Origin of the sequence: Mucilaginibacter sp. (genome assembly GCF_025362475.1) — a bacterium.
GTDB lineage: Bacteria > Bacteroidota > Bacteroidia > Sphingobacteriales > Sphingobacteriaceae > Mucilaginibacter.
Genome location: NZ_JANYGH010000055.1, coordinates 127,661 through 142,416 on the forward strand (window position 1 = coordinate 127,661; position 14,756 = coordinate 142,416).

11 protein-coding genes and 1 pseudogene are annotated in these 14,756 nt (G+C 38.0%); 8 read left to right on the forward strand and 4 right to left on the reverse strand.

Annotated elements, in window-relative coordinates; genetic code table 11:
* Positions 1 to 5: 5 nt before the first annotated feature.
* Positions 6 to 1,463, forward strand: coding sequence for a DUF892 family protein (locus Q0R88_RS18015; protein ID WP_295718776.1), 1,458 nt, complete (start codon positions 6 to 8; stop codon positions 1,461 to 1,463).
* Positions 1,464 to 1,578: 115 nt separating this feature from the next.
* On the opposite strand, the gene Q0R88_RS18020 is transcribed toward Q0R88_RS18015, so the two are convergent.
* Complete coding sequence (locus Q0R88_RS18020; RefSeq protein ID WP_295718778.1) at positions 1,579 to 2,019, reverse strand: Hsp20/alpha crystallin family protein; 441 nt, start codon at positions 2,017 to 2,019, stop codon at positions 1,579 to 1,581.
* Between the two features lie 153 nt (positions 2,020 to 2,172).
* Complete coding sequence (locus Q0R88_RS18025; protein WP_295718779.1) at positions 2,173 to 2,403, reverse strand: TonB-dependent receptor; 231 nt, start codon at positions 2,401 to 2,403, stop codon at positions 2,173 to 2,175.
* A 152-nt stretch (positions 2,404 to 2,555) separates the two neighbouring features.
* Here Q0R88_RS18025 and Q0R88_RS18030 point away from each other — a divergent pair.
* The 5 genes and pseudogenes from Q0R88_RS18030 (at position 2,556) to Q0R88_RS18050 (ending at position 7,130) form a co-directional block, all read left to right on the forward strand.
* Positions 2,556 to 2,828, forward strand: a pseudogene (locus Q0R88_RS18030) (TIGR03643 family protein).
* Positions 2,794 to 4,080 (forward strand): DASH family cryptochrome, encoded by a 1,287-nt coding sequence (locus Q0R88_RS18035; RefSeq protein ID WP_295718781.1) that lies wholly within the window; start codon positions 2,794 to 2,796, stop codon positions 4,078 to 4,080. The pseudogene Q0R88_RS18030 and the gene Q0R88_RS18035 overlap by 35 nt, the downstream one beginning before the upstream one ends.
* A complete protein-coding gene (locus Q0R88_RS18040) occupies positions 4,077 to 5,561 on the forward strand; it encodes a cryptochrome/photolyase family protein (RefSeq protein WP_295718783.1) in 1,485 nt (494 codons plus the stop codon). The genes Q0R88_RS18035 and Q0R88_RS18040 overlap by 4 nt, the downstream gene beginning before the upstream one ends.
* Complete coding sequence (locus Q0R88_RS18045; RefSeq protein ID WP_295718784.1) at positions 5,558 to 5,695, forward strand: DUF2256 domain-containing protein; 138 nt, start codon at positions 5,558 to 5,560, stop codon at positions 5,693 to 5,695. The genes Q0R88_RS18040 and Q0R88_RS18045 overlap by 4 nt, the downstream gene beginning before the upstream one ends.
* Positions 5,696 to 6,725: 1,030 nt before the next feature.
* Positions 6,726 to 7,130: a helix-turn-helix domain-containing protein gene (locus Q0R88_RS18050; protein ID WP_295718788.1), complete on the forward strand. Its 405-nt coding sequence runs from the start codon at positions 6,726 to 6,728 to the stop codon at positions 7,128 to 7,130.
* A 121-nt stretch (positions 7,131 to 7,251) separates the two neighbouring features.
* Here the strand turns inward: Q0R88_RS18050 and Q0R88_RS18055 are convergent, their stop codons facing one another.
* Positions 7,252 to 9,453 (reverse strand): T9SS type A sorting domain-containing protein, encoded by a 2,202-nt coding sequence (locus Q0R88_RS18055; RefSeq protein WP_295718792.1) that lies wholly within the window; start codon positions 9,451 to 9,453, stop codon positions 7,252 to 7,254.
* Positions 9,454 to 10,033: 580 nt separating this feature from the next.
* Positions 10,034 to 11,548, reverse strand: coding sequence for a glycosyl hydrolase (locus Q0R88_RS18060; RefSeq protein ID WP_295718795.1), 1,515 nt, complete (start codon positions 11,546 to 11,548; stop codon positions 10,034 to 10,036).
* 532 nt (positions 11,549 to 12,080) lie between these two features.
* Here Q0R88_RS18060 and Q0R88_RS18065 point away from each other — a divergent pair.
* Both Q0R88_RS18065 and Q0R88_RS18070 read left to right on the forward strand, forming a co-directional pair.
* Positions 12,081 to 12,281, forward strand: coding sequence for a hypothetical protein (locus tag Q0R88_RS18065; RefSeq protein WP_295718798.1), 201 nt, complete (start codon positions 12,081 to 12,083; stop codon positions 12,279 to 12,281).
* An 869-nt stretch (positions 12,282 to 13,150) separates the two neighbouring features.
* Positions 13,151 to 14,644, forward strand: a complete 1,494-nt coding sequence (locus Q0R88_RS18070) for a glycosyl hydrolase (protein WP_295718802.1) — start codon at positions 13,151 to 13,153, stop codon at positions 14,642 to 14,644.
* The last annotated feature ends 112 nt before the right edge of the window (positions 14,645 to 14,756 follow it).

The following is a 14,756-nucleotide window of genomic DNA, read 5'->3' on the forward strand; positions in this document are numbered from 1 at the left end:
AAACGATGAATAATTTAACAACAGGTCAACGTATTACCTCTCCCGAAGGATCGGGAGAGATCTTAACTACTTTTGAAGAAAAGGTCGTTATAAAATTAGATAACGGGAAAACGACCACGCTACCCGCTGCTCAGGTGTCAGCTGAATACAACAACAATGATGGCTTCACTGATTTAACGCAGGAATCACCAGAAGTTGCTGAAGCACGGGCAGAGCATGCCGGAGAGATCGTTGCAAAACTTGACCATTTGGATAATGAAAACTATAACCGGAATAACGAACAAATACCTACGGAAATGTTAGAAAATTCACTTGATGTAATCAACGATCTGATCAAGATCAATAACGACCGTGTAGCAGGCTTCGAAAAAGCGGCTGCTGATCTGGATTCAGAAGATACCGAAATTATTGCTGTATTTAATAAACTGGCCGCTGAAAGCCAGCAGTATGTTACAGAGCTGACCGATATTATACAGCAATACGGAGGTGAGGCCGCTGAAGGCACAAGCACTTCAGGTGATTTGCATCGCGCTTGGATCGACATTAAAGCAACCTTCACAGGGAGTGATCTTTTGGCAGTATTAAATGAATGTGAGCGCGGGGAAGATGTAGCTAAGGCAGCTTATCGTGATGCCTTAGATCCTGAAAATGAATTTACACCTGAATCGGCACAAGTATTAAGGTTACAGCAGCAAGGTATTAATCAAGGTCATGACCTGATCAAATCATTTCGTGACAAGGTAGATAAAGCAGATGATATTGACGAAACGCCATCATCACAGGATCCAGGTTTTCCCTTCAACAACGGTTCGGTAGATTCAGCATCGCAGGAATTTACCTCTCAGCCTACCTATGAAAGTGCAGCCGGGGAATATGACCGCGAAGTAACTTTGGCTCCTGAGCCCGAAAGAATTGCTACAGAAGAAGATTGGCAGGACGAGCCGATCGTCAGTAAAACAGATTCCAAACTTATGGAGTTTTTTGTAAATGAGTTAAAAGACCTTCTTTGGGCAGAGCGTGAATTGGCTGAAACTTTACCGGAAATGGTAGAAGCGGCTACCTCAGCTGAACTTAAAGAGGCCTTTAATTTGCACCTTCAGGAAACTTACACGCATGTAAGCAGGTTAGAACAGATCTTTGGTATTTTAGGGTTGGAAGTAGATAGCCGTAAATGTGATGCGATGGCTGGTATCCTGGATGAAGGCGATGAAATTATCAGGGCCACCGAGGAAGGTACCGCTCAACGTGATGTAGGCTTAATCTTCGCCGGCCAGAAAGCAGAGCATTATGAGATCGCTTCCTATGGTGGTATGATAGCTTTAGCCAAAACCTTAGGCTATTACGATATCGCAGAAACTTTAGTGCTCACTTTGGATGAGGAAAAAACAGCAGACGCTAAATTGACCGAGATTGCAGAAAATCAGGCTAATTACAAAGCCAGTACAGAACCGGTTGAAGATTAATTAATGCCATATTTATTTAAAAAGCCGCTTTTCAGTGGCTTTTTTTTGGATTTTAAATTTGTTATATGGTTATAAAAAAAGCCGCCATCCGGCGGCTTTTGTAAAGTGTTGTTAATTACTTTAGCTCTATCTGGCGGCTCGCCATTTTCGATTCTTCTTTCTTAGCGATATCCACCTTTAACACGCCCTCTTCATAAGCAGCCTCAATGCGGTTTTGATCAGCAAGATCAGGTAAAGTAAAAGAACGTACAAAAGTACTGTAGCTAAATTCACGCTTGCTGAAACGTTTTTCATCAGCATTTGTCTCTGATTGTTTTTCAACAGAGACCTGCAGTACGTTTCGGTCAAGGTTGATTTTAAAATCATCTTTTTTCAAACCGGGCGCAGCCAGTTCTAAATGATAATGATCTGCAGTTTCGCTGATATTTACCGCAGGCACACGGGTCATCAGACGATCATTAAAAAAAGTGTCATTAAAGATTGATTCAAAAACGTCATTAAAGCCTGGCATTAATGCGTTCGCTCCTTTGTTGTTGTTAAATTTTATCAGTGTCATGGCTCTTATAATTTTAATACTACAAAGAGATTGCACAACCAATATGCCAGTCCTGAAAAAGTGAAAAATTTGCAGTTTTGACTGAAAATTTTTCATCTTCAAATGTCAGTTTTTCAGAGACTAAGATTTCTGAGGACGGAATTGGCGGCTACCTCATCCGGTTCCTTCCAGTACGAAATCAATACCAACATTTATGGTATGTGTTGTTTCCCAGCTCAATTTGCTATTAGCCGCGTTCGAAACATAAAATGAGCTTCCGTTTACGGCATCGGTTTGTGCACTAAGTATATCAAACGTAGACCCTGCACCCACATAAGGCGAGTTTCCGGTTATACCATAGGTAGCCCGTAAGCCCAGATCATTTAGCCACGCTATCTCTTTCATACAATCCTCTTGTTTGACCAACTGCGATGTTAGAAATACTCAATTATTTTTAAATTACAAGATAACTATAGTACAATATTATTTTAATTTACAGATATTGGTACTATATTGCACAAATGTAATTACCATTACATTTCGAAGCTATTGATCGAATCGTTGAAATGGCCTGGGAAGACCGCACCTCATTTGATGCCATTAAGCTGTAATTTGGGATTAGTGAACAGCTGGTGATCAAATTAATGCGAAAGGAATTGAAGCCTTCCAGTTTTAGAATGTGGCGGGAACGGGTACAAGAAAGAAAAATACATGGCAGTTTATCCGGTAGATTTAAATGCGACAGTCAAAGTCAAATAAGCGGTAATAGGATCAGTAAAGAAATTAATCACTTTAATGGACACAAAAAAGATTGCCCTGGTCTGGTTTAAAACAAACCTTCGCTTGCGAGATAATGAATGTTTAGTCAGAGCGATAGCTGAAAATGATTTCATCGTGCCGTTTTATTGCCTTGATGATTTACTTTTTGCGACAACCTCGTTTGGATTTAAAAAGACGGAAGATTTCCGGCTGAAGTTTCTGCGTGAAAGTTTGAGGCAACTGGAGAATGAATTAAGGAACTTAGGTTCCGGGTTAGTTTTATTGAACGGAAATCCCGAACAGGAGATTTTTAAATTAGCTGAAGATTATGATGCTCACCGTATTTATGCTGAAAAAGAACGTGCACCTGAAGAGTTGAATACGCAGCAGAAAGTAGCTGCTGAACTTTTAAAATTAAACTGCACCTTTTTAACTTCTGAGTGCCGTAATCTGCTGGATACAGCTGATCTGCCATTTCCAATTACCAACTTGCCCGAAGTATTTACCGAGTTTAGAAAACGAACGGAAAGGACGGTTGCCATCAGGCCCGTATTGCCGATACCAGTTTTTATAGCCTCTCCTGGTCTGCCTCCTATAAATTTAGCGCTGCTTCCGGATCAGGTGATCGCAGACCCACGCGCTGTTCTGCAATATCAAGGTGGTATGTTAGCAGCACATGATCGCTTGCGGCACTATTTTTACGATACGCAGGCATTGTCATCTTATAAGGTAACCCGTAACGGAATGGTGGGTGAAAAGTATTCCTCCAAATTTTCTGCCTGGCTGGCATTAGGCTGTATTTCCGCAAGAGAAATTTATCATGCCATCAAAGCGTATGAAACTAACCATGGCGCAAACGAATCCACGTATTGGTTGTTCTTTGAGTTGCTGTGGAGGGACTATTTTGGATTTTGTATGGAGAAAAACGGATCACAATACTTTTTAAGGGCAGGAAACCAACAACTTAAAGCGGTTGATCCCAATAAATTCAACTCGGCGTTAAATAAATGGGTTAATGGCCAAACCGGTGTGAAATTTATAGACGCCAATATGATCGAATTAAAACTAACGGGGTTTATGAGCAACCGCGGCAGACAGAACGTTGCCAGTTATTTTTGTAATGACCTGAAGCTGGACTGGCGCTATGGCGCAGCTTATTTTGAGCAGCAACTAATTGACTATGATGTTTGTAATAACTGGGGGAACTGGGCTTATCTTGCAGGTGTAGGCCACGGTCCCAAAGCTAACCGGTATTTTAACATTGCCAAACAGGCTGCAACCTACGATCCGAATAACCTGTTTCAAAATCTTTGGTTGACATGAATCACTCCGCAACCCTTATTTTTCCTCACCAGTTATTCCAGCACCATCCGGCCTTGCAAAGAGCCCGCGTTGTCTATCTGGCAGAAGAGTGGTTGTTTTTCCGGCAGTATAATTTTCACTGCCAAAAATTGGTATTACATAGGGCGAGCATGAAATTTTACGAGGACTGGTTGCAGCAACAGGACTATACCGTTCATTATATAGAATCCAATACCCCGGAAAACGATTGCAGGCAATTAATGGCAACCCTGGCTGCTCAGCAAATCGATCAGGTTCATATGGCTGCGGTATCAGATGACTGGCTATATAAAAGAGTGCAGCACGCCTGTGATCAGAATGATATTTCGCTGCGCGTTTACGATAGCCCCAACTTTTTAAATACGACAGAAAGCACGGCCGATTATTTCAGCAAAAAGAAAACTTATTTTCAAACCGACTTTTATAAATGGCAACGGCAACAGCGTAGTGTTTTGCTGGAAAATAATGGCCAGCCCATTGGCGGACAATGGACCTATGATTCGGATAATCGGCAGAAGTATCCTAAAAAAGAAAAAGCGCCAATAATTGAATTACCGGAAGAAAACAAATTCATTAATGAAGCGAAAGATTATGTTAAAACAAATTTTCCAGATAACTACGGCGACGTATACACACCCTGTTTGTTTGTCGTTACCTTTGATGATGCCGCTCAATGGCTGGATGATTTTTTACGGCACCGCTTTGAAAAATTTGGTGTTTATGAAGACGCTATCGTTGCTCAGGAAACCGTGCTTAATCATTCCGTGTTAACACCGATGCTTAACATCGGGTTATTATTGCCCGGCCAGATTATTGAAGCGGCATTATCCGCTGCCCAAGACTACGATATCCCCTTGAATTCTTTAGAGGGATTTATTCGCCAGGTTATGGGCTGGAGAGAGTTCATCCACCTGGTTTACGAACGAGAAGGCGTTAAGCAACGTACCACTAACTACTGGAAATTTAAAAGAAAGATCCCGCATAGTTTTTGGACAGGCGATACCGGCATTGCACCTATCGATATCACCATCAAAAAAATCTTAAAGACAGGCTATTGTCATCATATTGAAAGGCTGATGGTGCTGGGGAATTTTATGCAACTATGCGAGTTTGATCCCGATGATGTTTACCGCTGGTTCATGGAAATGTTTATTGATGCGTATGACTGGGTAATGGTGCCCAATGTTTATGGAATGACGCAATTTGCCGATGGTGGCCTGATGGTGACCAAACCTTATATCAGCGGCAGTAACTATCTAATGAAAGTGAGTGACTACGAAAAAGGCGACTGGCAAAGGATATGGGAGGCGCTTTTCTGGAGGTTTATGCATGTTCACCGCAGCTTCTTTTTGTCCAATCCGCGTTTAGGCATGCTGATTAGCACATTTGATAAAATGAGTAGTGAAAAGCAACAACATCACTTAACTGCCGCCGAAAACTTTTTAATAAAATTGGATCAGTGAAGCAAGTAAATAAGCAAGATTTACCTGCCAAAACCTGCCCGGTTTGTAGCCGCCCTTTTTCGTGGCGGAAGAAATGGGCAAAGAATTGGGAAGAGGTAAAATATTGCAGTGAAAAATGCAGAAATACCAAGTGATCTTTTAACGATCCATGTTTTAAATAAATATGCAGTCAAAATCACCGAAACTTTTGGCCTTTCGGCAATAAGGCAATTGATGGGCGCTAGTTGCTATTTCCCAATACGTCCAACAGGCTGCTCCACGTTACAGCATAGCGGGCATTATCCAAGGTTTCATTGTGCGCACTGAACATGTTGTGGATGTACTGGCTTTGCTGCCAGTTAGCGTATGTTAATTTTCAAGTGCATCTTCAATATTCTGTGAGCCAAGGTATATGTAAGATGTAGCGTAAAGCTTACAAAATGACCTAATTTGCTATTTAGGAACGGAGTAATCAAAGCTTTGAAACGTGCAGTTTATCATCCATATGAACTCAACCGCCTTGATTGCTGATTCCACTTGTATGGCTAATCATATGTTTGGTGAGCCTGTGTAGCCGAAAAGTGGCCCTGAGAAAGGAATTTTTAGCATTGAAAATCTCTATCTTTATAGGACGTAATTCACACATTGTTAACATTTTATATTAATAAAAGAAGATTATGATAAAATATAAACATTTAGGTATACTTTTTTTTATCATGGCTGACACATAAAATGCTTGTTTTATTATTGTGCCTGCCCTCAAAATTCATCACATAACTCTCAAACAATTATTATGAAAAACCTTTCACAAATTAAAGAAACCGACAAATTCAGGAGAATTGCGGTAGCCATCAAGGTCCGATGGAAAAGAAAAACAGATGATCTCTTTAAAAAACAGAACACTCATTTATTTTGGCCGGCAATTAAAACAAAGCGAAAGTCGCTTTTTGAATTTAATGTAGCTGACCTTAATGTCTTTAAGTTTAGTGCAATTTAGTATTTGGCCAATTAATGGCTAAGGCGAGATAGAAACAGTATTTTAAGCTTAATCATCACTATTGCGGCGAACTTGAAATTTACACATAAATTAAAACTATGAATTAAATTCAATTTCATAATAAATTAAAGGCCGCTGATGCTCATGGTTTAAGATCTTATTTTTTTAAACTTTTAAATGATGCTACTGTGGAAAAACATTACGGACAAATTGTGGAAATGCTGGTTAGAAAAAAAGGATTCAGCATTAGTGAAATCGCTCGTTTAACGCATGTTAATCGTAGATCTGTGTATAATTGGTTTAATCAGAAATATTTAAAAACAGAAATAATTTATAGAATTGGACTAATTCTTAAACATGACTTTTCATCTGAATTCCCCAATTTATTTACTAAAGAAGATTTTGGAGAAATTCTTAATTACAAACAACCAGATAGCGATGATCCAATATTCTGGGAATTGCCGACGCACCATGTATGGAAAGACCGATACATTACACTTTTAGAAAACTATAATAAACTGCTTTTAGATTTCACAAAGCTTTACGCTTCTGACAATCAAAATGACGCATCACCCTCACAAATGCGGCAATAACATGTCATAATTAAAATGTTTCAATAGCATACAGGCAGTCTGAAGGTTGCCTGTATGCATATTTATCTGGTACAAGTTTGCAATACTTAAGAATGAATTTGGCTTGGGGTTTGGCCTTCAGTTATTCTATTATTACTTTACTACTATGTGTAATGCCTGAATAGGTAACATTTATAATGTAAATACCTTTAGGTAAAGATTCGCTGTTAATATTTATTTTATTTTCTCCGTTAACAACCTCAATTGTTTTTTTGTAAACCTTTAAGCCAGTAAAATTGGTAACGATCACCTCTCCGCGATGTGCTTTAGATGCATTGAATTTTAAATTTATTGCATTTCGTGCCGGATTTGGATAAACCAATAATTCCTCGGAAACTATATCTGTAGGCGCAGCTACTGAATCTGTTGAGGTAAATTTTGCCTGTGCAGACTGAATAAAGGGCGACAAGCGGTTGCATGATATGGGGGTTTCCATACTGCCACCAGGCAATTGCCAGCTAACTGATAAATTATCACCGCCGGTGTTTTCTTTTTGAAGGGCCTCAATATAATACCTGGTTCCGGCCTTTAAAGCTATGGGGGCGGACTTTTGAGTTGCATATTTGTTATATTGCCTTGAATAAGAATAAGCGTTAACAGTAGCTATCTTCTTTTTGTGCGTTGTTGTAGCATCTGTACTTACCCAAAGTTCGGCTACATCATCGGCAGCTAAGAAAAAGGTGTAGTTACCATTTGCGGGCGCTGTAACATACCCCCTGATGCGTACACCATAGCTATCGCCCGTGTTCAGTGGAGATTCAAATGAAGTTAGCCTGGTTGTAATAGTAGGATGATCGGGATAGTTTTTATTAGCAGTTAAATTACTTACCAGGTTACCAGGAATATTATTATATTGCTCCCTGGTAACATATGATTGATTACCGCAGGGCGCAGGTACAGGCATCTCTACCTTCCATATCTTGGGCGACGAGCCACCGTATTCAAGTACATATATTATATTTCCCACCAATTCCGCATCTACGGGATTGTTAAATTTCCATGCTATGCGGTGAGTTTGGATTCTATAATTGTCAGTAACGTTATCGTATATAAATTGTACATGAAGTAAATCCTGACCCGGGTCTGCAAATGGACCAATTTCCTTGGATGTATCTGAAACACCCGCCGTCCAGCCCAATAAAAAACCATGCCCTTTAAACTCATCTGTCAAAAGGCTATCTCTGTCAAACACGAGCCCTAGGGGCGACCGATGGCTTGTAAATGTGGTCATTTTTAGCCCCGTTCCGTTCGCATCCAAAATTTCGCCGGTTTTAGGATCTCTAACTTTATCAGCATCAGTACCGATATTTACAATTCCCGCTGTAAAAATGCGGTTAGGCTTCTTTGGATACGCCAGATCGTTATAAAAAAAACCTTTTTTTGCGCCGTTGCAATTGGGATTAAGTAATTTATCGGTAGCTGGGTTATATCCTGCAAATTGCATGGGCGTTTCATTGCCACCCAAATTCCACGGAAAGCCGTAAAAATGGCCCTGCCTTATCCAATTTAATTCGTCTGGATCGTCTCTGTCGCCTGAGTTTTCGCATCCGTACAAATTCCCGTCGGTCCCGAAAGCCAGATCAAAACTATTTCTCGTTCCATCCGCATAAAGATACCCCAACGTCGCCAATCTTGCCGAATCATTTGGCAACACCAGGTTTGACGAATTGATGGGGATTCTAAATATTGCAGACGTAAGGGGTTCTTCTCTCAAATCTGTTTTTAAGCCCTTCCTTGTCTGAATTTCGCCGTGATCAGTTCTGGATCCACTGCTGATAAAAAGATAGTTGCTGTCCGGACTAACTACTAATCCACTATACCCATGATTATAAGCGGTGTTGGTATAACCATATTTTTCGGTTGTCATGACCTGTGTCCAGGTTCTCTTTCCTGTATTCTGCAATGTACCCTTTACAATTTTGCCTTCATAACTAATGCTATCCGCATTTCGGTTACCTATCAGGAAAAGCGATTTTCCCTTAAATGCCATTCCCTGAAGTAATGTTATTCCATGATCTGTTGCTGTGGCTCTCAACACACTGGTGTAAGTGCCGTTGCTATTCATAACCTCATAAACATCTCCGTTTTGATTTACAAAAAACAAGTGGCCAGATACGGGATCTCGGGCCAGCCTTGAGCAGCCGGTTGGTACATCTAAAAGCTTGGTGACTTTTATATCAGTCCTGAGTGAAACTGGTAAACCTTGCGCCTTCACAGATTTGATCATTACAATTTCTGACACTAACAGAAATGCTAACTGTAGTAACTTTGTGCTGCGTTTCATGATAAAGGTTATTTAGATATATATTAGCTTATGACCAGAAATGGTAACCCAGGGACAGCTTATAGTATCAAACATTGGCTTAAGGTAAATTCAAATATTTAAACTTATCGTAAGTATTTAGATTACTGCAAGTTATAATCTATAATACAAAAATTTAACAATTAGTAATTATTGTATATCCAACTGTGAAATATTGGCAAATTTTATTCCTTTTTAATCAACTCATAATTAAATTGATTTCTTTTATTGAAGGCTATCCCGGAAATCTTGCTGTATTGTTTTATTGATGCAAACGTGTCTAAAAAAAACAAAGCTCACGACCATTAAGGTGCGTGAGCTTCTGCATTTTTGTTAATCAATAACCCTATTAACTAATAGTGAAATCAACAAGCAACTTATTAATTTGTTTATAAAAACGTATTCCTAATACTACTATTTTAACAGTTATAGCTAATTCTACTTGTAAATAATTGAAATTATAACACAAAAAAATATTCTTTAAATAAGGAAAGAGGCTGCATCTATTGATGAACCAGCCTCTTTCAACCAAGTAATAAGTTTTTTTTAACCGGTTACTTTTCTATTTATTAGCTACAAAGGTTTGTGCTACTATTTTCATTGAATATTTATCATACATGGATGTCCATTTTAATAAACCAAAACTTTTCTCGGCCGACGCTCTCTCCGGTTCATCAAAAAGCTCATAGCATAACACTGCTCCTACTTTAGGATTTTTCTTCACTTTTTTTACAAAGTTGGATAAGAAATCGCTTTGAACTTGCTCAATATTAGCAACCGCATCCGGCCTTTGACCAACCTCTGTAAACCAAATAGGTTTATTAAACAAACTTGTCAGCTTTAATGAAATATCGGGTATTTTAATTCTTGTAGCAGTTGCTTCCATATCAGAATACCAATGCCATGCAACAATATTAAATTTATTCCCGTACGATATCATATACTGAAGGAAGTAGTAATGCAACCAACCTGCATCAATCATAGTTTGAGCAGTTGGCTGTATGGATTTAATACCATCATCCAAGCCTTTTAAGTAAGCCGCCGCTATTTTAAGCTTGTTGGCGTCATAATCTGTTGATACGTCACCATTGCCTCCTTTAAGTACCTTGTTGTCAATCTCATTACCCAACTCATAGTATTTAAAGTATCCGGCATTTTTAGTTGCGGTTTTTACACCAAGCGATTTCCCGGTAGCATAAGCGCTGCTTTCGCTGGCAGAAAAATCAAGGCTTGTGGTATTAATCATCGGCAAAATTGTAACACCGTTGGCCGAAGCCGCCTTATAAAGTGGCAAAAAGATATTTGAAAGCGGGATGGAACCGTCGGAATTGATGTTAATATTTTGACGGTAACAGCTCATCCCCATTTTAGTTAGAAGTGATATTTGATCTTCCTGGCTAACTGTCATGTAAGCCGGTAATCCTAATGAATGTCCGTTAACACCTAACATAAAAGAATTGGTACTGCCGGTTGTTTCATCTGATGGTGTGGCAATAGGCGCTGATGTTTTAACTTTAGCTTTAGCAAAAACAAAATATTGATTTAATATGCCTGCAGCACCGCTCGCATTAGCACCGCCAAGTTTTACAGTGCCTGCATCAAAAACTTTACTGTATAGTGCATAATAGGTAACTTTTGAGTCATTCAGAGAAACCGTGGCTTTAAGCTTTGTCCAGGCTTTTAACCAGGTTGGTAAAGACGTTGCTCTCGGATCGAAGGCAACGTAAACCGTTGAAGCTTGACTCAAGTTAAAAGACATGTACGACGATGAGGCGTTACTCTTATCGGCATTGGCCGTTTTGATCATGTCAAGATTAGCGAGGGAATCAGGTACGCCTGTAATGGCATAATTCCGGTCAATGTAGTAGGCTGAACCTTTTATTAAAACAGATACTTGATTAGTTAAACCGCTTGCAACAACTACATTGCTAATGACGGATGAACTGGTTGCGGAGGTTGCAAAACTTGTAGTTGCATTGTTTGACAGTGTTAAATCTGGGCTGGTAGCTTCCTTTTTACAAGCAGAGAATGAAAAAGCAAGCGCAGCAAAAAGGGCAATTCTTTTTGGATACGACATGAATTTAATATTTTAATCAATAGTTAATTTCCGCTCTTAACGGGAGAATTAACGTCTTAGTTACATTTTTTCTTTTGTTATTTTTTAATCAACTGAACCTCAACTGATTTCTTTTCAATTTTTACAGAAAAAGGCTCATTCTGATCATTTTTATCAACCAATTTAAATTGTCATTATATTATTTTAACGTTTATTGTTAATTTATTTAACCCAATGCTATATTCATGAAACAAAAAAGCCTCACCAATTCAATCAAGTCGAATTTGATAGCAATAAGTGTTAAGAAAACGTCAATAACCTTCCAAATCTTATACGCGAAGACAAAAAATAGACAATTTGATTGATTATTGAGAAAATAACACAAAAAAATGCTATATTTTGGTTAGATAAGTGTTTTTAGGCATTAAATTGTTAGAAATATAGATACGAAAATTGCGACATGAGTTATAGTTAAGGCAATTTAAACCTATAATTAATAACAAAACTAAAACCCATCTGTTTAATTTACAGTTATTTACCACAATCGGCGAACATGAATAAATTAACAGAAAGCGCAAGTAAAGTTTTAAAAAATAATAGCTTCCTAATGAAAGGAGATTGCGAAATTATACCCTATAAAAGTGGCAAACACACCAAACTGATATTTAAAATAAATGGGGAGATACGAAACATTGAATTTTACTTTTCAACTTCGGAACTAAAATTGATATTTGATCTGATAGAAAATCTTTAATTATTTTAACATCCCTCCTTCTTTGAGATGTAGATTAATGTCATGTAACTCAACGAGATCAAATTTTTATATGTTTTCTTTTTAAATGAAAACGGCTTCTCTCGTAAAATGGCCAAATCACATAAGCCCATTTAATTTTGCTTTTCCATATTTGAGAAACCTTTCAAAGCAAAAACTTGCGATAGGATATTTGCGTATCACTATCGTATAGACGTACTCATTGGCAGATTTTGCGAATGTTGTTATCTATCTATCAATTCGCAGCCGATAATTATACTAAAAAGTTGACTCTCAATAAGTTCATACTTTTTTACAACTTTTTATCGTTTCACACCCAATTAACATTTTTGATAAAAAAAAATATCACTTTTGCGCCTTATAGCGTTTTGAGGTTTCAAAAGAAAATGCTGTCATAAAAATTAGGTTAAGCCGAATAAAGGTTTATCAATAATAAAGAGATAAAGCAGCCTTAAGGGATAACTTATGAATGTATAGTACTTATTCTTAGAATATCTAATACCATGAAAAAATAATTGATATTCATTGGAATAACAAAGATTAATCTGGATAAAAAACAAGAATAATATATTGTAACAATACTGATAATGACGTTCAATTTAAAGTGGTTTTGATTCCTTAACGAAAAAAAAGTCGTTTTTTTTCGTTAAGGAAAAATCACTCCTCAAAAGGCGATAAACCGCTTATATACAAATAGTTTTAGCCTACAACCTATTGTTTTAAAATGATTGTTTTTTGATATAATTTCAAATTATCAATCGATTTAATACAACTTTTTAACATTTTTTAACGTTAAGTTTCCACAAACGCATTTTTATTAACTTTTAAATAACCCTATTAAAACAACTCAAATGAAGCTTTTTAAAAAAACTATCATCGCGAGCTCCTTATTATTGACACTTTTTTCATGTAATAAAGAAAATAATATTACGCCCGCTCCAGACCCTGAAAGCCCTTCGACGATCGACGCTGCATCGTCCATGAGCTTTGCAGCAACATCCTCGGCCCTCGTTACAAATGTCAAATCAGGAACGTCAAAACCCTATCTAACACAAACGGTAGCTGCAAACGCCGTTTATTACACCGACAGAACTTATAAAATCACTTCTGTTCCTTCTGTTTTATCAGGAGCTACCTTGATTAAAACTGCTTGCGATGATAAAACCAACAAAACTTCCAGCCTCAGTTTTACATTAACAACTTCAGCTACCGTTTACGTAGCTTACGATTCACGTGCAACTATCATACCAGACTGGCTCAGCGACTGGACAAAAACAAATACTGAAATTCCCGTTACAGACAACGTTTCTTCTTTAGAAATATACAGCAAAACATTTGAAGCAGGAACCGTTACACTCGGCGCCAATATGGCTTCACCGGCATTAAATGTAAGCTGCCAATACATTGTTTTGGCTAAGGCATCAACATTATCGTCTGCCCCTTCAACATCAGGCTTAATGCTGGGTGTTAATGGCCATTCATTAAGTATTAAAGCCTATTTATCCGTATCGGTGGCTCAGCAAATAGCAATGATGAAAAAAATGGGGATGAAAGTTTATCGTCAGGATATTGTTTTCAATGCTGATGGTTCAATTCCGTCATGGACACCATTTGATGAGCTTTATGCAGCAGCCAGTGCTGCCGGCATAACAATTTTGCCGATGATTAACACTAGAACTTTAGATTTTAAGAAAACAGAAAGTCAATCATACACAGCCGGGAAAACATTAGGAACTAACATTGCCGCAAAAAACTCAAAATATTTTAAATATTACGAACTAGGCAATGAGCTTGATAACCGTGTAATTAAGGCGGCAAGCAATGGCAATCTCACTACAGATTATAATGCAAAAGATTTTAAAATATTGGCTGCCTATTTAAAGGGCATGGATGATGGTATAAAATCAAAACAACCAACAGCACAAACAATGGTAGATGCAGGTTGGGTACATTATACATTTTTGCAGATGCTACAGTCATATGGTGTAAAGTTCAACATTATTGCCTACCACTGGTATTCTGATATGGAAGGCGCTGCCAAAAGTAAGGGCATCCCAGATATCACCCAAAAGCTTTCAAGCCTATTTACCCAACCAATTTGGTTTACGGAAGTTGGCCAGCGTTATAAGAAAGTAGCTAACTTTGAACAAATACAAAGCGACTTTACCGAATCGTTTATTAAAAAATGTAAGGCAAATTCACAAGTGAAGTCTTTACAGTTTTATGAACTTATAGACCAACCAGACCGGGTTGCAATTGAAGGTAACTTTGGCTTTGTTAAGTGGACTATTCCATACGTTAAATGGGCATATAAACTTTCGGCACAAGACCTATTTGTAAACTAAAAACTAGATTTTTTGCATTTAAAAAGAAGAGTGTGTAAAAGCACTCTTTTTTTATGTCCGATATTTTATTTGGAATTTACCCGGATTCTGTGATGCCAGTTCGAACTTACTT

Coding starts and splice junctions, on each gene's coding strand:
- Q0R88_RS18065 (WP_295718798.1), top strand. CDS start 12,081: ATGAATAAATTAACAGAAAGCGCAAGTAAAGTTTTAAAAAATAATAGC.
- Q0R88_RS18025 (WP_295718779.1), bottom strand. CDS start 2,403: ATGAAAGAGATAGCGTGGCTAAATGATCTGGGCTTACGGGCTACCTAT.
- Q0R88_RS18035 (WP_295718781.1), top strand. CDS start 2,794: ATGGACACAAAAAAGATTGCCCTGGTCTGGTTTAAAACAAACCTTCGC.
- Q0R88_RS18020 (WP_295718778.1), bottom strand. CDS start 2,019: ATGACACTGATAAAATTTAACAACAACAAAGGAGCGAACGCATTAATG.
- Q0R88_RS18015 (WP_295718776.1), top strand. CDS start 6: ATGAATAATTTAACAACAGGTCAACGTATTACCTCTCCCGAAGGATCG.
- Q0R88_RS18070 (WP_295718802.1), top strand. CDS start 13,151: ATGAAGCTTTTTAAAAAAACTATCATCGCGAGCTCCTTATTATTGACA.
- Q0R88_RS18060 (WP_295718795.1), bottom strand. CDS start 11,548: ATGTCGTATCCAAAAAGAATTGCCCTTTTTGCTGCGCTTGCTTTTTCA.
- Q0R88_RS18040 (WP_295718783.1), top strand. CDS start 4,077: ATGAATCACTCCGCAACCCTTATTTTTCCTCACCAGTTATTCCAGCAC.
- Q0R88_RS18055 (WP_295718792.1), bottom strand. CDS start 9,453: ATGAAACGCAGCACAAAGTTACTACAGTTAGCATTTCTGTTAGTGTCA.